Here is a 17,956-nt window from a genome sequence, read left to right on the forward strand (position 1 = left end):
GGGTGATTCGTCGTTGCCTGCTCGTTGTGTAGGCCCGCCACACGCCTCGCAGGCGCCTTGCCTCACCCCGCAACTCGCCCCGGCGCGGGCCAAACGCCAGGCCTGAAGACCTCCCTACGTATGCAGACCTTCCCTTAAGTGAACGTCCCAGTTTCAAGCGCGGTGCCACTGGGCATGCTTGTGGCACTGCAGCAAACGGCACAGACCGTTGCGCGGCGAGTGGGTTTGGAAGGACAAATAGCAAATGACAAAGCGACGCCCCGCCGTCGTCGTGCTGGCCGCAGGTCGCGGCTCACGCTTCCGCGGTTCGGGCCACAAGCTCGAGCAGCATCTGGGCAACACGCCCGGCGGAGATACCTTGCTGGCGCGCAGCCTTCGCCACGCCATCGCGACGCAACTGCCAGTCGTGGTCGTGACGACGACGGCGCTGGCGCCCGCCGTTCACAAGCTGATCGCGGCGCGTGACGTCGTGACCCTGCCGGATCGCGATGCCCAGGGCCGGCCCCAGCCCATAGGCATGGGCCATTCCATCGTCGCCGGCGTCAGTGCGACGGGCGATGCCGATGGCTGGCTCATCCTGCCGGCCGACATGCCGCTGGTGCAGCCGGCCACCATCATGGCCGTGGCCCAAGGCCTGGAGCGCTACCCCGTCTGCTACGCCCAGTACCGCGGCATCCAGGGCCACCCGGTCGGCTTCGGCACCGAGCTCTATTCCGAACTGATGGCCCTGCAGGGCGACGAAGGCGCGCGGCGCATCGTCGCGCGCTATGCGGCGCAGCCGATCGCCGTCGACGACCCCGGCGTGCATGTCGACGTCGACACCGAGGAAGACCTCGCCCGGCTGCGCGGCTGATTCAAAGCGGCGCGCACAAGCCGTGCTGAGCCGCCAGGTGGGCTTGGCGTTCCAGCTCCATGTCCCGGATGCCGTGCTCGCGCAAACCCTGAACGGTGCGCAGCAGATAGTCCAGCGTCGTGCCATAGCGGCCGCTGGCGTGCTGAAAAATGTGCAGCAGCTCGGGCTCATGCAGCGGCCCGGTCCAGTTCGGGCTCTGGCGCGACAGCGTGAAGGCCAGCGCGCGCAAGCGGCCGGAGGGCGTGTCGCAGTTCAGCCAGCGCGGTTCGTAGACACCGTTGGGCATCTCGCGTGCCCACAGCCGTGGCAGCACCTCCTCGCCCACCGCCCGTGGGATGCGGTAGACCAGGCCGCGGCAGCTGCCGCCCGAGATCAAGGCCAGCACCAGGCCGGGCTCCTGAGGCGAGCCCCGGTTCACCCGCGAGCGCATGCGCAGCACGCGATGAAAGCCGAGCACCCGTGCCGCCAGCGCCTCGGCATACTCGAACTCGGGGCGCCAGATCAGCGAGCCGTAGGCGAACAGCAGCAGGTCCTCGCCGCTGGCCCGCCACTCGGCCGTCGTCCGCTGCAGCAAATGGGCGCTGCGCGCCGGGCCATGGGGAATATGGATTGCCTGTGACGCCATTGCCTCCATCTTGTCACGGCGAGACTTGTTTCACTGGTACCCAGCCCGTAACCCGCGCGGCCCTGGAGACAAGTAATATGGTTACCTAAATTCCCAAGGGCCGGTTACGAGAGCCGCAGGAGACCCGCATGCACGACACACTCATCCAAGTTACAGAACGAATCCGCGAACGCAGCGCCAAGCTGCGAGGCGACTACCTGGCCCGCATCGCCAAGATGAGCGGCCGCCAGCGCGGCTTCGAGCGCATGGGCTGCGCCAACGTCGCCCACGCGGTCGCGGCGCTGCCGTCCAACGACAAGCTGCGCATCGTCGCCGAGAAGGCGCCCCACCTGGGCGTCGTCACGGCCTACAACGACATGCTGTCGGCTCACCAGCCCTATGAGGGCTATCCGGAGCAGATTCGCGCCGAGGCGCACCGCCTGGGCGCCACGGTGCAGGTCGCCGGCGGCGTGCCGGCGATGTGCGACGGCGTCACGCAAGGCCTGCCGGGCATGGAGCTGAGCCTGTTCTCGCGCGACACCATCGCGATGAGCACGGCCATCGCGCTGACCCACGATGTCTTCGACGCGGCCCTGCTGCTGGGCATCTGCGACAAGATCGTGCCGGGCCTGCTGATCGGTGCGCTGCACTTCGGCCATCTGCCCTGCGTCTTCGTGCCGGCCGGCCCGATGAGCTCCGGCATCTCCAACAGCGACAAGGCCAAGGTCCGCGAGCTCTACGCCCAGGGCAAGGTCGGCCGCGACGAGCTGCTGAAGAGCGAGCAGGCCGCCTATCACGGCGCCGGCACCTGCACCTTCTACGGCACCGCCAACAGCAACCAGATGCTGCTCGAAGCCATGGGCCTGCACACGCCCGGCAGCGCCTTCGTGCATCCGCACGACGACCTGCGCACGGCGCTGACGCGCGAGGCCGTCGGCACGGCACTGAACATCAGCGGACGCATTCAAGGTCACGCCGCCAAGCCTATCGGCCATGTCGTCGACGAACGCTGCATCGTCAATGCGATGGCAGCCTTGCTGGCCACCGGCGGCTCGACCAACCACCTGATCCACTGGGTCGCCGTGGCCCGCTCGGCAGGCATCCTGATCAACTGGACCGACTTCTCCGACCTGTCCGCCGTCGTGCCCCTGCTGGCCCGCGTCTACCCCAACGGCAGTGCCGACGTGAACCAGTTCCAGGCCGCAGGTGGCCCCGGCTTCGTCATCCGCGAGCTGATGGACGCCGGCCTGATGCACGAGGACGTGCTGAGCGTCGCCGGCGACAGCCTGCGCCCCTATGCCTTCGTGCCGCGCGCGGTGGGGCAGGGCGGCGAAGTCGTGCGCGAGGCGCTGCCGGCCGCGAGTGGCGACGACGCTGTCGTGCGCACGGCCGAGGCGCCCTTCAGCGCGACCGGCGGCCTCAAGCTGCTGGACGGCAACCTGGGTCGCGCCGTCATCAAGGTCTCGGCCGTGCCCGAGGACCGCCACACGGTCGAGGCGCCTTGCCGCATCTTCACGACGCAGGAGGCCATGCTGACCGCGTTCAAGAACGGTGAACTGGAGMGCGACGTCATCGTCGTCGTGCGCTTCCAGGGCCCGCACGCCAACGGCATGCCCGAGCTGCACAAGCTGACGCCGCCGCTGGCCGTGCTGCAGGGCAAGGGCTTCAAGGTCGCACTCGTCACCGACGGCCGCATGAGCGGTGCCTCGGGCAAGGTGCCCGCGGCCATCCACGTCAGCCCCGAGGCGCTGGCCGGTGGCCCGCTGGCCAGGCTGCGCGACGGCGACGTCGTGCGCGTCTGCGCGCTGACCGGCACGCTGGCCGCCCTGGTCAGTGATGCCGACTGGGCGGCCCGCAAGGTCGCTACCCTGGATCCCGACGAGGCCGACGTCAACGCCCATGGCCTGGGCCGCGAACTCTTCGCCGGCCTGCGCCGCAATGTTCTGAGCGCCGAAGAGGGCGCTGTCACCTGGTTGTGAGAATGAGGCCCCTCGCCCAGTCTTGCGGCGCTGAACGCGCGCCAACCTGGTCGGTCCCCCGAGGGGACGCCGAAGCTTCCGGCATTGAGCCGCAAGCTTCGCCAAGCGGGCCGGCTCGGGAGCGGCCCAGCGCTCGGCCCAAATACCCCGGTCTCATGGAGAACTCAAATGATTGACACGCTCAGCCTGGCCAGCCACGGCCCCGTCATTCCCGTCATCGTCATCCAGCGCCTGGAAGACGCCGTGCCGCTGGCCGAAGCCCTGGTGGCCGGCGGCGTGCGCGTGCTCGAAGTGACGCTGCGCACCCCCGTTGCCCTGCAGGCCATGGAAGCCATGGCCAGGGTGCCTGGCGCCATCGTCGGCGCCGGCACGCTGCGCAGCCCGATCGACGTGACCAACGCGAAGAACGCCGGCTGCCAGTTCGGCGTCAGCCCGGGCTATACCGATGCGCTGGCTGCCGCCTGCAAGGCCGCGGGCCTGCCGCTGCTGCCCGGCGTGTCGACGGCCTCCGAAGTCATGCAGGCCAATGCTGCCGGCTTCGGTTTCCTGAAGCTCTTCCCGGCCGTCGCCGTCGGCGGCGTCAACCTGCTGAAGTCGCTGGCCGGGCCCTTCCCGGATGTGGCCTTCTGCCCGACCGGCGGCATCTCGCTGGAGACGGCGCCGCAGTTCCTGAAGCTGCCCAACGTCAAGGTCTGCGGCGGGTCGTGGTTGACGCCGCAGGACGCGGTGGACGCCAAGGACTGGGCGCGCATCACCAGGCTGGCTTCGGAAGCCGCGGCGCTGCGCGCATGACGGCCGCTGTCGTCGCCTCGGTCTGGGCCAGCGCGACGCACAGTTTTTCCAAGTTCGAGCAGGCTGAACTGCGCGTCGTCCAAGGTCAGGGCGTCGAAGACGATGCCCACTGCGGCGTGACCGTCAAGCACCGCTCGCGCGTAGCCGTGGACCCGACCCAGCCCAATCTGCGCCAGGTCCACCTGATCCAGGGCGAGCTCTTCGACGAGCTGGCGGCTCAGAGCTTCGGTGTTCAGCCCGGCCAGTTGGGCGAGAACATCACGACGCGCGGCATCGACCTGCTTGCACTGCCGCGCGACACCGAACTGCGCATCGGCGCCGATGTCGTGCTGCGCGTGACCGGCCTGCGCAACCCCTGCCCGCAGATCGAGAACTTCGAGACCGGCCTGCTGAAGGCTGTCGTCGGCAAGGATGCCGACGGCGAGGTCGTGCGCAAGGCCGGTGTCATGAGCATCGTGCTGGCCGGCGGCCTCGTGAAGCCAGGCGACGGCATCGCGGTGCGGCTGCCGCCGCTGCCGCATGTCAGGCTGGAACGCGTCTAGGCCGACGGCAGATCGAACAGCAGGCAGGTCGTCGACGCATGCGCGTAGAGCTTGCCGTCATGGCCGACGAGCTCGGCCTCGGCCGTCGTCACCTGACGACCGCGGTGCACCACATGGCCGATGGCCCGCACCAGCGGCACCTTGTCGCTCAAGGCCCGCACCAGGTTGACCTTGAACTCCAGCGTCGTGTAGCCACGGCCCACCGGCAGGGTCGTGTGCACCGAGCAGCCCAGAGCCGAGTCCAGCAGCGTCGCGAACCACCCGCCATGCACACCGCCCAGCGGGTTGTAGTGCTTGAACTGCGGCCGCCCCTGGAAAACGGCCTCGCCATCGGCCACCGAGATCAGCAGGAAATCCAGCGTGCGGCTGATCGGCGGCGGCGGCCCCTCGCCGGCCAGCATGGCCTGCATCTGCTGCAAGCCCGTCTTGCCGGCCAGCATCGCGCGTGATGCAAGGCCGGGCTCCTGCTGCTGGCGGGCCCGCGCGGCGGCCTCGTCGGCCTGCCATCTTTCAAGGATGGCAAGGCTGTCATCGGGGGAGGGAGAACTCATGGCGGCGGTTTCAAGCGATGAAGCCGCCCATTCTGCGCAAAGGCCTTGCCCTGCGCTGTCACCGGTGTTCAGGCTGCCAGGCGCTGGGCGGGTGCGGCGCCGCGGCGGGCCGGCTCGTCGAGCCTCAGCGTGTCCAGCACCGGCCCCTGCCAGGGCAGCAGATAGACCAGGGTCGCCAGCGTCGCGCGGCGGCGCGACGACAGCAGCGGGCGGCCGCGTTCGTTCAGCAGCAGCACATTGGAGCGCACGTTGAGCGGGTCGGCCTGCGCGATGGTGCCTTCGCTGATCTCGACCCAGTCCCATTCCACCCACGCACAGACGTCGGCATAGCAGCGCTCCCAGCGCGTCGAACCGCTGAGGCGGCACTCGCCGCCGCGCTGGCGATGCACCTGGGTCCGGGCATGACGCACGTCCTGGGCGGCGCTGGACAGGGCGCCCACGGGCCAGCAGACACTGCCTTCGGGCAACTGGATCAGGGTTGACATAGACGGCTCCTCTCTGTCGTGTGATTCGAACGGGAGCGCAGTCTCTGGTCAGCGTCGGTGCCGAACAAGCTGGCAGACTTGGCAGGTATGGGCAAGCCCGAAATCAACTATCAGCAGCTGATTGACGTCGGTCTCAGTCAGGACTTCGCGAGCTTCGAGCGGCGTCTTGTCGAGACGGCGGATGCCATGGGGTTTCCCATCATCTCGGGCATGCTGATGCGTGGCGTCCTGAAGGACGACACCATGCAGATCACCACCTATGGCAACACGCCTGCGGGCCATCTGGAAGCCGCCAAGGACAAGAACGACGCCCTCAGGGACCCCGTGGTGGAGCACCTGATGACGCAAACCGTGCCGGTGGTCTACGACCAGGCCACCTATGTCTCGGCGGGCGTCGGCGAGCTGTGGGAGATGCAGGCGCCCTACGGCTACAGGACCGGCATTGCCGTCAAGCTGCACCTGCCCGGCGACAAGCACTTCGTGCTCGGCGTGGACAGGGACGAAGCCTTGCCCAAGGCCGGGGGGCAGTTGATGCAGATGGTTGCCGGTTTGCAACTGCTGGCAACACACGCGCTGACTGCAGCGGACCGACTGCTGGGCCCCAAGCTCAGCACGGCGGATCTGCCCAAGCTGACCAAGCGCGAACTGGACGTGCTGAGCTGGACGGCGCAGGGCAAGACGGCCTGGGAAGTCAGCGTCATCCTGGGCATGAGCGAGAAGACGGTGAACTTCCATCTCGGCAACGCGATGCGCAAGCTGGGCGTGACATCCAAGCACCAGGCGGTGCTCAAGTGCGTGGCCGCCGGTGTGCTGTGACGGGTACAACCTAGCAAACTTGCTAGGTTTCTAGGGGGATGAAAACGGAGACAGTCCGGGTCAGCGAATTGCTGACCTCATCTCACCGGAGTACCCATGGAAATCATCGACTTCATTCTTGACATCCTGGGTGTGCCCCGCTTCGGCGGCTGAGCGGAAACCCGCACTGCACCGGCCGCATCGAGACGATGAATTACCAGGGCGACCAGCTCCAGAATCCGAGCTCCGCGCCCTTGGTCAATCCGGCAAAGTCCCTGCGTTCCAACCCAGTGCCCACCACCCCAGTCAGCGTGTCGATCTCCGCCGAAACCTATGCCCGGTTGCTGAGCCTGGCCGACCAGGCCCCGCTCGAATGCCTGCCGCTGACGTCGCGCACGCTGGCATGCGCCAAGACGCTGGGCTACAACCAGATCGGCCAGATCCGCAGCGCACCCAACAGCCGTCTTTTCGCCGATCTCGGCGAAGACCGCGCCGAGGAGCTCCGGCGCGCCCTCTATGACTTCGGCATGCGTCCGTCCCAGTTGGGTGAACTGAGCGACTGACGCGCCCCCCGATCAACTCCTTCGAGCCCGCCTGCTTCGGCAGACCGGGCTCATTTTTTCGCCTCGAAGTTCGAGGGCGGGCGGCCCCCGGCATGCGAGCATGTCGGCCGAGGCAAATCATGCAAGACCGCGACATCCCGCTCGACTCCTGGCCGCGCCGCGCCGCGCTGGCGCATTTCCGCACCATGGCCCAGCCGGCCTTCAGCATCACCGCACCGGTCGACGTGACCGGCCTGCGCGAACGCGCCGCCCGGCACGGCGCCACGCCCTGGCTGGCCTATCACCATGCCGCGCTGGAGGCCGCCAACGGCATCGATGCGATGCGCCAGACCCTCATCGACGAGGGCCGCGGCGTCCGCGAGTTCGGCGTCATCCATGCCAGCACGACGGTGCTGCGTGACGATGGCAGCTTCGGCTTCCTCACGTTGCCGCGCGATGCCTCGCTGGCGGCGTTCGCGGCCCGGGCCAGGCCGAACCTGGAGCGTGTGCGTCAGGCCAGCGGCGACCTGTTCGCGGCCGACGATCCGGGCGACGTGCGCGAAGAGACGCTGGTGCACATGACCGCGCTGCCCTGGATGGCCTTCACCGCCTTCACCCATGCGCGCGGTGTGGGCGACGACAGGCCCAAGGTGGCCTTTGGCCGTTTCAAGGAGGAGGGTGGCCGGCTGCTGATGCCCGTCGCCATCGACGTGCACCACGCGCTGTGCGATGGCGTGCATGTGGGCCGCTTCTTCGAGCGGCTGCAGGCCAGCCTGGACGCGATCTGACGACGTTGTCGAATCCGCGTCCCGTCGATCGTCGTCTGAGAGGCAACGAAAGGAACCCCATGCCCGCCGAAGAGAAAGTCAAAGGCCCAGCGTCCTACTCCCCGTCCATCGAGAAGAAGTACGGCCAGCCCATCGCCCACTGGGAGCAGGTCATCGCCAAGGCGGGGCCGCTCAAGCACATGGAGCTGGTCAACAAGCTCAAGGCCGAGCACGAGATGGGCCACGGCCACGCCAACGCGTTGGTGGCCTACTTCCTGGCCAAGAAGTAACGCGCCGGCTCAGCCGTCGATCGTCACGATCACCGGCGCGTGATCGCTGGGCCGCTCGTTCTTGCGCGGCAGCTTGTCGATCTCGCAGGCCGTCACGCGGCCTTTGAGTGCCTCGCTGACGAGGATGTGGTCGATGCGCAGTCCCTGGTTCTTGCGGAAGGCCAGGTTGCGGTAATCCCACCAGCTCCAGCTCTTGGGCGGCTGCTCGAAGAGGCGGAAGGCGTCGGTCAGGCCGAGATTGATGAGCTGCTGGAAGTGCTCGCGCTCTTGCGGCGTGCAGTGGATCTGGCCGGCCCAGGCGATGGGATCGTAGACGTCGCGGTCCTCGGGGGCGATGTTGAAGTCGCCCATCAGCACCAGCTCGGGGTGCTGCTTCATCTCCTCGATCAGCCAGCCGCGCAGGCCTGTCAGCCAGTTCATCTTGTAGGTGAACTTGTCGCTGTCCGGGGCCTGGCCGTTGGGGAAATAACCGCCGATGACGCGCACGCCACCCACCGTGCCGGCGATGACGCGGGCCTGCTCGTCGGCAAAGCCGGTGATGTTCTTGACGACGTCGTCAGCGCGTTCGCGGCTGATCAGCGCGACACCGTTGTAGGTCTTCTGGCCGAACCATTGCACCTGCCAGCCGGCCTCGCCGATTTCCATGGTCGGGAACTTGTCGTCGGTGAGCTTGGTTTCCTGCAGCACCAGCGCATCGACGGGGTGGGCGGCCAGCCAGTCCAGCACCTGGGGCAGGCGGACGGCGAGGGAGTTGACGTTCCAGGTGGCGAACTTCTTCATCGCGAGGGTCTCAGGGCTTGGGGTTGGCGGGCATTGTGACCGGCGCAAGCTGGGCCACGACATGGGCGACAAGCTGTTGCAGGCGCCCGAGCCGACGCAGATCGCGGTGATAGCCGAGATAGACCTCGCGGCTGGGCGGTGCCTCGGGCAGGGTGGCGCGCACCAGGCCCGGGTGGGCGTCGCCGAGAGGGCAGGGCAGTACCGTCCAACCGCGGCCGGCGGCGCACAGCGCGGCCTGCACCTCCCGGTTGTTGCTGCGCATGGCGACGCGGGCCTGCGGCAGCACGCGCTGCAGCCATTGCACATCGGGCATCTCGGCAAAGGCGGCGTCCATCGTGATCAGTTCGGTGCCGCTGCCATCGCCCCAAATCGGTGGCGTCTCGCCCGCGGCGCCGTAGAGCGCGTAGTCGAGCGTCATCAGCCGCCGTTGCACGACCTCGGCGCCCTCGAAGGGCCGGATGCGGAACACCAGGTCGGCCTCGCGGCGGGCGAGGTTGAAGAGGCGCGAGTCGGTGATCAGCTCGATGACGACCCGCGGATGGCGCGCCTGGAAACTCGCGAGCACCGGCGCCAGCACATGCACGCCGAACCAGTCGGACGACGACACGCGGATCAGGCCTTCCAGCTCGGCCTCCTGGCCCGCCAGCCGGCGCTCGAAAGCCAGGGCCTCGTCCTCCATGCGCTCGGCATGGGCCAGCACCTCGGCGCCGGCATCGGTCGTCACGAAACCCGCCGGGCCGCGCTGGAACAGCGGCGTGCCCAGCCTCCCCTCGAAGGCCTTGAGCCGCCGGCCCATGGTGGGCTGGGATTGGCCCAGCGCCCGCGCCGCACCGCCCAGCGAGCCGGCGCGTGCGACAGCGAGAAAGACCTTGATGTCATCCCAGTCCATGCCGGTGAGCATACGAAATTGCATGACCGACCTGCAGACTCGTTGGTTTTCATTCGTTGTCGCATGAACAAAACTCCTCTCATCAACCACCCAGGAGTCCTCATGAACCGACTTGCCCCCGCGATGCGCGCCCTGCGCGTGAACCAAGCCGGCGGCGATTTCGTCGCCGTCGACATGCCGCTGCCGGAGCCCGCCGCAGGCCAGGTGCTGGTGCGCATCCATGCCAGCGGCGTCAACCCGCTGGACACCAAGATCCGCGCCGGCCAGGCCGCCCATGCGCGCCAGCCGCTGCCGGCGGTGCTCGGCATCGACATGGCCGGTGTCATCGAAAAGGTGGGCTCGGGCGTGACGGGCTGGCAGCCGGGCGACGCGGTCTACGCCATGGCCGGTGGCATCGGTGGCTTGCAGGGGACCTTGGCCGAGTTCATCGCTGTCGACGCCCGCCTGCTGGCGCGCAAGCCCACACGGCTGTCGATGCGCGAGGCTGCCGCGCTGCCGCTGGCCATCATCACGGCCTGGGAAGGGCTGGTGGACCGCGCCCAGGTGCAGGCCGGCCAGAAGGTGCTGGTGCAGGGCGGCGCCGGCGGCGTCGGCCATGCGGCCGTGCAACTGGCGCACGCGCGTGGCGCCGAGGTGTTCGCAACCGTCGCGGCCGAGGACTTCGAGCTTGTGCGTTCCTGGGGCGCCACGCCCATCGACTTCCGCAGCGAGACGGTGGCGGACTATGTCGGCCAGCACACAGCCGGCCGGGGCTTCGACGTCGTCTTCGATGCCGTCGGCGGCGCGGTGCTGGACGCGTCATTCAGCGCCGCGCGGCACTATGGCGGCCATGTTGTCAGCATCCTGGGCTGGGGCACGCACAGCCTGGCGCCGCTGTCCTTCCGGGCGGCGACCTACTCGGGCGTGTTCACGCTGCTGCCGCTGTTGAGCGGCGAGGGCCGCGAGGCACACGGCCGCATCCTGGCCGAGGCCGCGGCACTGGTGGACGCCGGCCTGCTGACGCCGCGCGTGGATGCGCGCCGCTTCACGCTGGCCTCGGCCGGCGAGGCCCATGGCCTCGTCGCGACCGGGCAGGCGCGGGGCAAGGTCGTCGTCGACGTGCTGGCGGGCTGAGCCTCAGCGGCAGGTGTAGCCGCCGTCCACGACCAGTTCGCTGCCGGTGACGAACTTGCTTTCGTCGCTGGCCAGGTAGACACAGGCCCAGCCGATGTCGTCGGCATCGCCCATATGGCCCAGCGGGTGCAGGGCGGCCGTTGCGGCCTTGGCGGCGGCCGGGTCCACCTGGGTCTTCAGGAAACCGTCGACCATGGGCGTCCAGATGAAGCCGGGGTGGACGCTGTTCACGCGGATGCGGTCGGCGGCGTAGAGCAGGGCGTCGGTCTTGGTCATCATGCGCACGGCGCCCTTGCTGGCGTGGTAGGGCGGCACGTCCGGCGCGCTGACGAGGCCGTAGATGCTGGACAGGTTGACGATGCTGCCGCCGCCCGCCTCGCGCATCTGCGCGATGACATGCTTGGTGCCGAGGAAGACGCCGCGCACATTGACCGCCATCACGCGCTCGAACTCCTCCACGCTGAGCTCGTGCGTGGGCTTGTTGGGCCCGGCGATGCCGGCGTTGTTGACGAGCACCGAGATCGGCCCGAAGCGCTGCCCCACCGCGCCAAAGACGCGCCTGACCTGGGCCTCGTCGCTGACGTCCAGATGCCAGTAGGCGGCCTGGCCACCGCGGGCCAGTATCGCCACGGCGACCGCCTCGCCGCGCTCGTCATCGAGGTCGGTGACCGCCACCCTGGCGCCCTCGGCCGCCATCAACCGGCRGATCGCCTCGCCAATGCCCATCGCGCCGCCGGTCACGACCACCACCTTGCCCTTGAGCCTGTCCATGCCGATCTCCTGAAGCTTGCCCTTCAATGTCGCGCCGCAAGCCAGCGCGAGGCTTGAGATCGATCAAGTCAGGTTCAGTTGCCCACCTCGGCCGAGGTGTCGCAGTCCAGGCAGTCCTCGATGGGCGGCGGCGGCAGGTGCAGGTCACTGCTGAGCTGGCGCAGCGCGGTGCGCAGGCCTTCCTCGACGACCGGGTGATAGAAGGGGCAGTCCAGCATGTCCTGCACCGTATCGCCGCGCTGCACGCTCCAGGCCAGCAAATGGCCGAGGTGTTCCGCTGCCGGGCCGATCATCTCCGCACCCAGCAGCCGGCCCGTGCCGCGCTCGGCGTAGACGTGCAGGCCGCCACGGTTGACGAGCATGACGCGGCTGCGGCCCTGGTCGGCAAAGCTGACGCGGCCGGTGTCGAACTCGCGGCCCGTGGCCAGCAGCTCGGCGTGGCTGGCACCGGCAATGGCGATCTGCGGCTCGCTGAAGACGATGGCCAGCGGTGCGCGGCGCGGGCGGCGGTGCACATCGGGCCAGCGCGCCGCGTTGTCGCCGGCGATGCGACCGGCGTCGGCAGCCTCGTGCAGCAGCGGCCGGTCGTTGGTCACGTCGCCGGCGATGAAGACCGGCATGCCGCCCCATTGGCTGGTGTGGCGGTCGATCTCAGGATGGCCTTCGGCGTCGCGCGGCAGGTTCAGCGTCTCCAGCCCCAGGTCGTCGAGATTGGCCTGGCGCCCGGCCGTGCAGAGCAGGGCCTCGAAGCGCTCGCCGCCGATGAGGACCTGGTCGCCTTCCAGCACCGGGTCCAGGTTGGCGGCATTCAGCGTCAGCGGCAGGTCTGCGGCAAACAGTTGCTGGGCCAGGGCCTGCAGTTCGGGGTCGGTCAGCGGGCCGACGCGGTTGCCGCGCGCGAACAGGCGCACGCGCACGCCCAGCTTGTGCAGGGCCAGGGCCAGCTCCAGGCCGATGACGCCGGCACCGACGACGGCGAGCGACTTCGGCAGATCGACCCAGTCGAACACGTCGTCATTGACGAGGAGTTTGGCGCCCAGGCGCTCGCGCCAGCCCGCCGGGACAAAGGGCCGCGAACCGGTCGCGATGACGACACGCTTGGCCGTGACACGCTGGCCGTCGACGTCCAGGGTGTTCGGCCCCATGAAGCGCGCTCGACCGAACAGCCGCGTCGCCTCGGGCCAGCCATTGATGGTCTCCAGCACAAAGCCGACGAAGCGGTCGCGCTCGCTGCGCACGCGCTGCATGACGGCACGGCCATCGATGCGCGGCGCCTCGGCCTGCACGCCGAAGCGGTGCGCCTCGCGCACGGTCTGCGCCGCCTCGGCCGCGGCGATCAGCAGCTTGCTCGGCATGCAACCGACCCGGGCGCAGGTCGTGCCGTAGTGGGCCGCCTCGATGAGCAGCACCTTGTCGGTGTGCACGCGTGCCGCGCGGTAGGCGGCCATGCCGGCCGTGCCGGCGCCGATGATGGCCACGTCGCATTGAAGGGTCATGGCAGGGGCTTTCTGAAGGTTTGCGAGGGCAGCTCGCCGAAGAGTTCGCGGTAGCGCGAGCCGAAATGGCTCAGCTGCCCGAAGCCGGCGTCGCCTGCAGCCTGGGACACGCTGAGCTTGGCGGTCAGTGTCGCCAGAAGCCGGCGACGCACGGCGTTGAGCCTGAGGCTGCGCAGATGGAAGTCGTTGAACACGTCGAGGCGGATCGCCATGCGGGATAGGATAGCCGTCGGGCCTTGGCCCCGCGGCCCCACGTTTTGCCGATTTGGGCTAGCGCGTGCCCTGGGTCCTGTAGCGTCACGCCGCTGTTGCAGGGCTTTGCCGACGTGCTGAACCAGGTCGCCGCCCAGGGCTATGCGCGCTGGGAGGTGGGTGGCACGCTGAGTGTCTTCGGCAGGCACTTCGCGCCCTTCGGCTTGCTGGCTCAGGTGGACGAGGTCGTGCGCCCGCCATGTCGACGACCGCGGCTTCGACTGCGAGGGGAACCGGCCGACGAAACTGCAGATCCCGCTGGCGGGCAAGCCTTGATCAGCCCGGCATGCTCTCAGCGTTGCAAGGACGCCATGTCGATGACGAAGCGGTACTTCACGTCGCTCTTCAGCATGCGTTCAAAAGCGACATCGATCTGCTGCATGGAGATCAGCTCGATATCAGAAGTGATGCCGTGCTGGGCGCAGAAGTCCAGCATCTGCTGTGTCTCCGCGATGCCGCCGATGAAGGAGCCCGCGACGGCGCGGCGGCCGTAGACGAGGGGCGAGGTGTCGAAGGCCTCGTCCAGCGGCCCCATGTAACCGACCAGAACCAGGGCGCCGTTGAAGCGCAGCGTCGGCAGGTAGACGGCGAGCGGGTGGACGTAGGGCACCGTATCCAGGATCAGGTCGAAGCGGCCGGCCAACGCGGCCATCTGCGCGCCGTCGGTCGAGACAACAACATGGTCGGCGCCCAGGCGCCGCGCGTCTTCTTCCTTACCCGGTGAACGGGTGAACAGCGTGACCTCGGCGCCGAGGCCCTTGGCCAGCTTGAGCGCCATGTGGCCCAGGCCGCCAAGGCCGACGACGGCCACCTGGCTGCCCGGGCCGATGTTCCAGCGGCGCAGCGGCGACCAGGTGGTGATGCCTGCGCACAGCAGCGGCGCGGCGCCGGCCAGGTCAAGGCCGGCGGGCACGTTCAGCACGAAACGGTCCGACACGACGATGCGCTCGGAGTAGCCGCCGAAGGTGCGGCTGCCGTCGTGACGATCGGTGCTGCCGTAGGTGAAGGTCGGGCCTTGCGCGCAGTGTTCCTCGTGGTCGCTGTCGCAAGCCAGGCAACGGCGGCAGGAGTCCACCATGCAGCCAACGCCGACGGTGTCGCCGGGCTTGACGCGGGTGACGCTGGCGCCGACGCGCGAGACGCGGCCGATGATCTCGTGGCCGGGCACGAGGGGGTAGGTCGTGAAGCCGCGGTGGTTGCGTGCCAGGTGCAGGTCGGTGTGGCAGACGCCGCAGTACAGGATGTCGATGACCACGTCATCGGGCCGTGGCTCGCGCCGCTCGAAGGCGAACGGCGCCAGGGGTTCGGTGGCGGAATGCGCTGCGTAGCCGAGTACGTTCAATTCAGGTCCCCAAACCGAGCAATCTCTCGGCGTTGCCGTGGGCGATGAGGGCCTTGTCCGTGTCGCCGACCGGCAGGCCCTCGATGAAGTCGCGCGCGCCGTGCAGGCTCTGGTAGGGGTAGTCGATGGAGTACAGGATGCGCTCCGCGCCCATCAGCGCATGGATGAACCGGAAGTGCGGCAAGGTGAGCATGCCGCTGGGCGACACATGGACATGCTCGCGGTAGGTCTGCACGATGGGGCGCTTCAGGCCGGAGGCTTGTTGAGGGATGGCGTCCTCCAGCCTTTGCAGGAAGAAGGGCACCATCTCGCCCCAGTGGCCGCTGATGACCTGCAAGCCGGGGTAGCGGTCGAACACGCCGGCCAGCAGCATGCGCACGACCTGGATGCCGGCCTCGTTGTGCCAACCCCAGGCAAACATCGACAGGCGTGCGCTGAGCTCGCGCTCGAGGCCGCCGTAGTACGGCGCCTGCACGGCCGGCAGCGGCAGGCCGGGGTGAACGTACAGCGGTACGTTCAGTTCATCGAAGGCGGCGAGGATGGGCGCGTAGCGCGGGTCATCCAGGAAGGTCTCGCCGGGGCGCCCGTTGATGAGGGCCCCCTTGAGGCCCAGTTCCTTCACGGCCCGCTCCAGCTCACGCGCGGCGGCCTCGGGCGCCTGCCAGGGCAGTGTGGCGAACCCGGCGAATCGCGAAGGGTGGGCCTGCGCGGCCGTGGCCAGCTTGTCGTTGGCGGCGCGGTTCAGATCTATGGCCTGCGCGGCCGGCAGCAGCTGCGGGAAGCCGCCGTAGGAGAGGACTTGCATGGCTATGCCTGCCGCATCCATGTCGGCCAGGCGGGCCGCACCCATGTCCAGCGCCTTGCGCGCCGACTCGCTGGGTGCGACGACATGCGGGCGGCCGGGGGCGGCCACCTGTTGGCCGTCGATGACGCGGCTGCCCCAATCGGGCAGATACGGTGCCTGGGCACGCACGAGGCTTTGCGACGCCGCGCCGATGGCGGGGTCGAGCACATGCTCTTCGACGCAGATCAGCTTCATGCCGTGCCCCGGCGGCCGATCACGCCAGCAGCGCGTCGCGCAGGGCTTCGCCGAGGCTGGCGGCGGACTGCGGGTTCTGGCCCGTGATCAACCGGCCGTCGACCACCACCTTGTTGGACCAGTTGGGCGAGTCCTGGTGCAACGCGCCGCGCTCGTTGAGCGTGGAGGCCAGCAGGAAGGGCACGACGTGGGTGGACTGGACTTCCTCTTCCTCGCCATCGGTGAAGGCCGCCACACGCTTGCCCGCCACCAGCAGGCTGCCGTCGGCACGGCGCGCATTGACCAGGGCCGCCGGGCCGTGGCACACGGCGCTGACGATGCCGCCCGCCGCGTCGATCTCGCGGATGACCTTCTGCGCGCCGGCGCTGTCGGGGAAGTCCCACATCGTGCCGTGGCCGCCCGCGAACATGACCGCCGAGTAGCGCGCGGGGTCGACGTCATCGATGCGCAGCGTGTTGGCAATGGCGTGGCGGAATTCGGCATCCGCCCAATAGCGGGCGATCACCGGGTCCTTCATGTCCTCCAGCCCGTCGAGCGGCGCCGCGCCGCCCTGGATGGAGGCGATCTCGACGCGGATGCCGGCTTGCTGCAGCTTCTCCAGCGGGTGGGTGACCTCCGCCAGATTGAAGCCGGTGGGGATGCCCGTCGCCCCCTTGACCGGGTTGCTGGTGACGACGAAGAGGATGGGCTTGAGTTCAGAGGCTTGTTGGTTCATGGGCGATGGCTGTGATCACAGGTTGCTGAAGAAGGGGACGAGCTTGGCGATCGCCTGATCCACGTATTCGGGCCGGTCGTAGAGCGCGACGTGGGTGGCACCTTCGATGACGAACAGTTCTTTCGGGCCTTTCGACAGTGCGAACGCCTGCTCGCTGTAGACCTTGGTGTCGGCGATGCTCCCGGCAATCAGCAGCAGCGGCTGGGTCAGCAGATCCGGAATCAGGTGGAAGACCGTGAAGGCCAGCATCTTGTCGAGGCTGGTCATCAGGAAACGGCCCTTGGAGTTGGGGTGCTGGCCCCGCGGTGTGCGGTAGTAGTCGTAGGCTTCCCGAAGAAAGGTCGGCGTGTCGTCGTCGATGTCTTCCAGCTGCTCGGGAACAAACGGGGCGTAAAGGGGTTCTGCACCCCTGGCTTCCGCCGTGCGCTGCTGCGCCGTCGCTTCCAACGTTCCAATCAAGGCGGCAACGGGGATGGGGTTGCCGACAACGGTCCTGGCTGCCTCGCCCATCGGCGTGGCGCTGACGACGCCCACCGCCTTGAATCGGCGCTCCGACTGGGCGACGGCGAGCGCGTAGCCGCCGCCGGCGCACACACCGAAGACCCCCATGCGCTCCACGTCGACGTAGGGAAGCGTCGAGAGAAAGTCCGCGGCGGCGCGGGCATCTTCCACGCGCACCGATGGGTCCTCCAGCAGGCGGGGCTCGCCGCCGCTCGCGCCCTGGTAGGAGGCGTCGAAGACGATGACGACGAAGCCATTTGCCGCCAGCCGCTTGGCATACAGGCCTATCGTCTGTTCCTTCACGCCGCCGGCGGGGTGAATGCCGACGAGGGCGGGGTATTGCCTGTCTTCCCGGAAGTCGTCCGGCAGATGAAGGTGCCCTGCGAGCTGGATCGCTCGATTCGCAAACGAGATGGCTTGGACCATGCAGAACCTCCTGAAAGCAGTGCTTGAAGGGTCAGGCGTTGCCGGCGGCGAAAAGCATTTCCCAGTTCAGGAACGGGCCCAGCGGGATGACATCCCAGCCGATGAGGCCGGCCTTGGCCAACGGGAACTCGTCCAGGGCCTTCCTGGCGGATTCCACGGACTCGGCCTCGGCGAGGATGGCAACGCCCGGGCGGTCCTGGCGGAAATAGATGTCACGGACGATGCCGTTCTTGTAGAGCTGCCAGCCGTGGCGGGCCTCGTCCTGCAAATGGGGTTGGTACTGTTCCAACGTGGCGCCGGGCTGGGGAATGTCGAGACAAAGCAGTTTCATGCGGTGGTTCCTTGTGTAAGAACGGATCAGGTGGGTCCCGTCGGCGGGACGCATTGCGGCATGCTACGGTCGCCTTGAATTCGCCAGTGGCGCATTAACTT

At 68.4% G+C, this 17,956-nt stretch carries 22 protein-coding genes; 9 read left to right on the forward strand and 13 right to left on the reverse strand.

The annotated features are described in order from the left end of the window. The first annotated feature begins 244 nt into the window (after positions 1–244). On the forward strand, positions 245–853 hold the full coding sequence (locus AC1DW3_RS20235) for a nucleotidyltransferase family protein (RefSeq protein ID WP_477934229.1): 609 nt from the start codon (positions 245–247) through the stop codon (positions 851–853). Position 854: 1 nt separating this feature from the next. Here AC1DW3_RS20235 and AC1DW3_RS20240 read toward each other — a convergent pair whose 3' ends face one another. Continuing rightward, the gene (locus AC1DW3_RS20240; RefSeq protein WP_477934231.1) at positions 855–1,478 is read right to left on the reverse strand and encodes a gamma-glutamylcyclotransferase; all 624 of its coding nucleotides are present in this window, start codon (positions 1,476–1,478) and stop codon (positions 855–857) included. A 128-nt stretch (positions 1,479–1,606) separates the two neighbouring features. Between AC1DW3_RS20240 and edd the strand changes: the two genes are divergently transcribed. The 3 genes from edd (at position 1,607) to AC1DW3_RS20255 (ending at position 4,770) form a co-directional block, all read left to right on the forward strand. Then, positions 1,607–3,436 carry a phosphogluconate dehydratase gene (gene edd / locus AC1DW3_RS20245; protein WP_477934233.1) on the forward strand — a complete coding sequence of 610 codons (1,830 nt, stop codon included), beginning with the start codon at positions 1,607–1,609 and terminating at the stop codon, positions 3,434–3,436. Between the two features lie 168 nt (positions 3,437–3,604). Then, positions 3,605–4,228, forward strand: a complete 624-nt coding sequence (gene eda, locus AC1DW3_RS20250; RefSeq protein WP_477934234.1) for a bifunctional 4-hydroxy-2-oxoglutarate aldolase/2-dehydro-3-deoxy-phosphogluconate aldolase — start codon at positions 3,605–3,607, stop codon at positions 4,226–4,228. Continuing rightward, positions 4,225–4,770 (forward strand): MOSC domain-containing protein, encoded by a 546-nt coding sequence (locus tag AC1DW3_RS20255; protein WP_477934236.1) that lies wholly within the window; start codon positions 4,225–4,227, stop codon positions 4,768–4,770. The genes eda and AC1DW3_RS20255 overlap by 4 nt, the downstream gene beginning before the upstream one ends. Here the strand turns inward: AC1DW3_RS20255 and AC1DW3_RS20260 are convergent. Together AC1DW3_RS20260 and AC1DW3_RS20265 are read right to left on the reverse strand one after the other, a co-directional pair. After that, a complete protein-coding gene (locus AC1DW3_RS20260; RefSeq protein WP_477934238.1) occupies positions 4,767–5,321 on the reverse strand; it encodes a PaaI family thioesterase in 555 nt (184 codons plus the stop codon). The genes AC1DW3_RS20255 and AC1DW3_RS20260 overlap by 4 nt on opposite strands. A gap of 68 nt (positions 5,322–5,389) precedes the next feature. Further along, positions 5,390–5,806, reverse strand: a complete 417-nt coding sequence (locus AC1DW3_RS20265; protein ID WP_477934240.1) for a hypothetical protein — start codon at positions 5,804–5,806, stop codon at positions 5,390–5,392. A gap of 87 nt (positions 5,807–5,893) precedes the next feature. On the opposite strand from AC1DW3_RS20265, the gene AC1DW3_RS20270 reads away from it, so the two are divergent. The 4 genes from AC1DW3_RS20270 (at position 5,894) to AC1DW3_RS20285 (ending at position 8,200) form a co-directional block, all read left to right on the forward strand. Beyond that, on the forward strand, positions 5,894–6,622 hold the full coding sequence (locus tag AC1DW3_RS20270) for a helix-turn-helix transcriptional regulator (protein ID WP_477934242.1): 729 nt from the start codon (positions 5,894–5,896) through the stop codon (positions 6,620–6,622). A gap of 188 nt (positions 6,623–6,810) precedes the next feature. Further along, positions 6,811–7,164, forward strand: coding sequence for a hypothetical protein (locus AC1DW3_RS20275; protein ID WP_477934244.1), 354 nt, complete (start codon positions 6,811–6,813; stop codon positions 7,162–7,164). A gap of 119 nt (positions 7,165–7,283) precedes the next feature. Then, a complete protein-coding gene (locus AC1DW3_RS20280) occupies positions 7,284–7,931 on the forward strand; it encodes a CatA-like O-acetyltransferase (protein ID WP_477934245.1) in 648 nt (215 codons plus the stop codon). 59 nt (positions 7,932–7,990) lie between these two features. Continuing rightward, on the forward strand, positions 7,991–8,200 hold the full coding sequence (locus AC1DW3_RS20285; RefSeq protein WP_477934247.1) for a DUF4287 domain-containing protein: 210 nt from the start codon (positions 7,991–7,993) through the stop codon (positions 8,198–8,200). 9 nt (positions 8,201–8,209) lie between these two features. Here the strand turns inward: AC1DW3_RS20285 and xth are convergent, their stop codons facing one another. After that, on the reverse strand, positions 8,210–8,980 hold the full coding sequence (xth, locus tag AC1DW3_RS20290; protein ID WP_477934249.1) for an exodeoxyribonuclease III: 771 nt from the start codon (positions 8,978–8,980) through the stop codon (positions 8,210–8,212). Positions 8,981–8,990: 10 nt separating this feature from the next. Further along, positions 8,991–9,893, reverse strand: coding sequence for a LysR family transcriptional regulator (locus AC1DW3_RS20295; protein WP_477934251.1), 903 nt, complete (start codon positions 9,891–9,893; stop codon positions 8,991–8,993). 78 nt (positions 9,894–9,971) lie between these two features. Between AC1DW3_RS20295 and AC1DW3_RS20300 the strand changes: the two genes are divergently transcribed. Then, on the forward strand, positions 9,972–10,982 hold the full coding sequence (locus AC1DW3_RS20300; protein ID WP_477934253.1) for a zinc-dependent alcohol dehydrogenase family protein: 1,011 nt from the start codon (positions 9,972–9,974) through the stop codon (positions 10,980–10,982). Between the two features lie 3 nt (positions 10,983–10,985). Here the strand turns inward: AC1DW3_RS20300 and AC1DW3_RS20305 are convergent, their stop codons facing one another. The 8 genes from AC1DW3_RS20305 to AC1DW3_RS20340 all read right to left on the reverse strand — a co-directional run bounded on the left by AC1DW3_RS20305 (position 10,986) and on the right by AC1DW3_RS20340 (position 17,855). Further along, positions 10,986–11,753, reverse strand: coding sequence for an SDR family NAD(P)-dependent oxidoreductase (locus AC1DW3_RS20305; RefSeq protein WP_477934255.1), 768 nt, complete (start codon positions 11,751–11,753; stop codon positions 10,986–10,988). Between the two features lie 74 nt (positions 11,754–11,827). Continuing rightward, entirely contained in the window at positions 11,828–13,249 is a 1,422-nt protein-coding gene (locus AC1DW3_RS20310) for a dihydrolipoyl dehydrogenase (protein WP_477934257.1), read from the reverse strand. Beyond that, the gene (locus AC1DW3_RS20315; protein ID WP_477934259.1) at positions 13,246–13,461 is read right to left on the reverse strand and encodes a helix-turn-helix domain-containing protein; all 216 of its coding nucleotides are present in this window, start codon (positions 13,459–13,461) and stop codon (positions 13,246–13,248) included. The genes AC1DW3_RS20310 and AC1DW3_RS20315 overlap by 4 nt, the downstream gene beginning before the upstream one ends. Positions 13,462–13,793: 332 nt before the next feature. Continuing rightward, the gene (locus AC1DW3_RS20320; RefSeq protein ID WP_477934261.1) at positions 13,794–14,843 is read right to left on the reverse strand and encodes an NAD(P)-dependent alcohol dehydrogenase; all 1,050 of its coding nucleotides are present in this window, start codon (positions 14,841–14,843) and stop codon (positions 13,794–13,796) included. A 1-nt stretch (position 14,844) separates the two neighbouring features. Further along, on the reverse strand, positions 14,845–15,882 hold the full coding sequence (locus AC1DW3_RS20325) for an amidohydrolase family protein (protein ID WP_477934263.1): 1,038 nt from the start codon (positions 15,880–15,882) through the stop codon (positions 14,845–14,847). Positions 15,883–15,901: 19 nt separating this feature from the next. Next, a complete protein-coding gene (locus tag AC1DW3_RS20330) occupies positions 15,902–16,597 on the reverse strand; it encodes a type 1 glutamine amidotransferase domain-containing protein (RefSeq protein ID WP_477934265.1) in 696 nt (231 codons plus the stop codon). A 15-nt stretch (positions 16,598–16,612) separates the two neighbouring features. Next, on the reverse strand, positions 16,613–17,524 hold the full coding sequence (locus AC1DW3_RS20335) for an alpha/beta hydrolase (protein WP_477934267.1): 912 nt from the start codon (positions 17,522–17,524) through the stop codon (positions 16,613–16,615). A gap of 31 nt (positions 17,525–17,555) precedes the next feature. Continuing rightward, positions 17,556–17,855, reverse strand: coding sequence for a superoxide dismutase (locus AC1DW3_RS20340; protein ID WP_477934269.1), 300 nt, complete (start codon positions 17,853–17,855; stop codon positions 17,556–17,558). Between the last annotated feature and the right edge of the window lie 101 nt (positions 17,856–17,956).

It is taken from the genome of Roseateles sp. P2_H4 (genome assembly GCF_056403315.1).

Bases quoted from the DNA above. Each gene is read 5' to 3' on its own strand.
- AC1DW3_RS20280 (WP_477934245.1), top strand. From the start codon at position 7,284: ATGCAAGACCGCGACATCCCGCTCGACTCCTGGCCGCGCCGCGCCGCG.
- AC1DW3_RS20310 (WP_477934257.1), bottom strand. From the start codon at position 13,249: ATGACCCTTCAATGCGACGTGGCCATCATCGGCGCCGGCACGGCCGGC.
- AC1DW3_RS20235 (WP_477934229.1), top strand. From the start codon at position 245: ATGACAAAGCGACGCCCCGCCGTCGTCGTGCTGGCCGCAGGTCGCGGC.
- AC1DW3_RS20270 (WP_477934242.1), top strand. From the start codon at position 5,894: ATGGGCAAGCCCGAAATCAACTATCAGCAGCTGATTGACGTCGGTCTC.
- AC1DW3_RS20340 (WP_477934269.1), bottom strand. From the start codon at position 17,855: ATGAAACTGCTTTGTCTCGACATTCCCCAGCCCGGCGCCACGTTGGAA.
- AC1DW3_RS20295 (WP_477934251.1), bottom strand. From the start codon at position 9,893: ATGCAATTTCGTATGCTCACCGGCATGGACTGGGATGACATCAAGGTC.
- AC1DW3_RS20330 (WP_477934265.1), bottom strand. From the start codon at position 16,597: ATGAACCAACAAGCCTCTGAACTCAAGCCCATCCTCTTCGTCGTCACC.
- AC1DW3_RS20265 (WP_477934240.1), bottom strand. From the start codon at position 5,806: ATGTCAACCCTGATCCAGTTGCCCGAAGGCAGTGTCTGCTGGCCCGTG.
- eda (WP_477934234.1), top strand. From the start codon at position 3,605: ATGATTGACACGCTCAGCCTGGCCAGCCACGGCCCCGTCATTCCCGTC.
- AC1DW3_RS20335 (WP_477934267.1), bottom strand. From the start codon at position 17,524: ATGGTCCAAGCCATCTCGTTTGCGAATCGAGCGATCCAGCTCGCAGGG.
- AC1DW3_RS20275 (WP_477934244.1), top strand. From the start codon at position 6,811: ATGAATTACCAGGGCGACCAGCTCCAGAATCCGAGCTCCGCGCCCTTG.
- xth (WP_477934249.1), bottom strand. From the start codon at position 8,980: ATGAAGAAGTTCGCCACCTGGAACGTCAACTCCCTCGCCGTCCGCCTG.
- AC1DW3_RS20315 (WP_477934259.1), bottom strand. From the start codon at position 13,461: ATGGCGATCCGCCTCGACGTGTTCAACGACTTCCATCTGCGCAGCCTC.
- AC1DW3_RS20260 (WP_477934238.1), bottom strand. From the start codon at position 5,321: ATGAGTTCTCCCTCCCCCGATGACAGCCTTGCCATCCTTGAAAGATGG.
- AC1DW3_RS20300 (WP_477934253.1), top strand. From the start codon at position 9,972: ATGAACCGACTTGCCCCCGCGATGCGCGCCCTGCGCGTGAACCAAGCC.
- AC1DW3_RS20255 (WP_477934236.1), top strand. From the start codon at position 4,225: ATGACGGCCGCTGTCGTCGCCTCGGTCTGGGCCAGCGCGACGCACAGT.
- AC1DW3_RS20325 (WP_477934263.1), bottom strand. From the start codon at position 15,882: ATGAAGCTGATCTGCGTCGAAGAGCATGTGCTCGACCCCGCCATCGGC.
- AC1DW3_RS20240 (WP_477934231.1), bottom strand. From the start codon at position 1,478: ATGGCGTCACAGGCAATCCATATTCCCCATGGCCCGGCGCGCAGCGCC.
- AC1DW3_RS20285 (WP_477934247.1), top strand. From the start codon at position 7,991: ATGCCCGCCGAAGAGAAAGTCAAAGGCCCAGCGTCCTACTCCCCGTCC.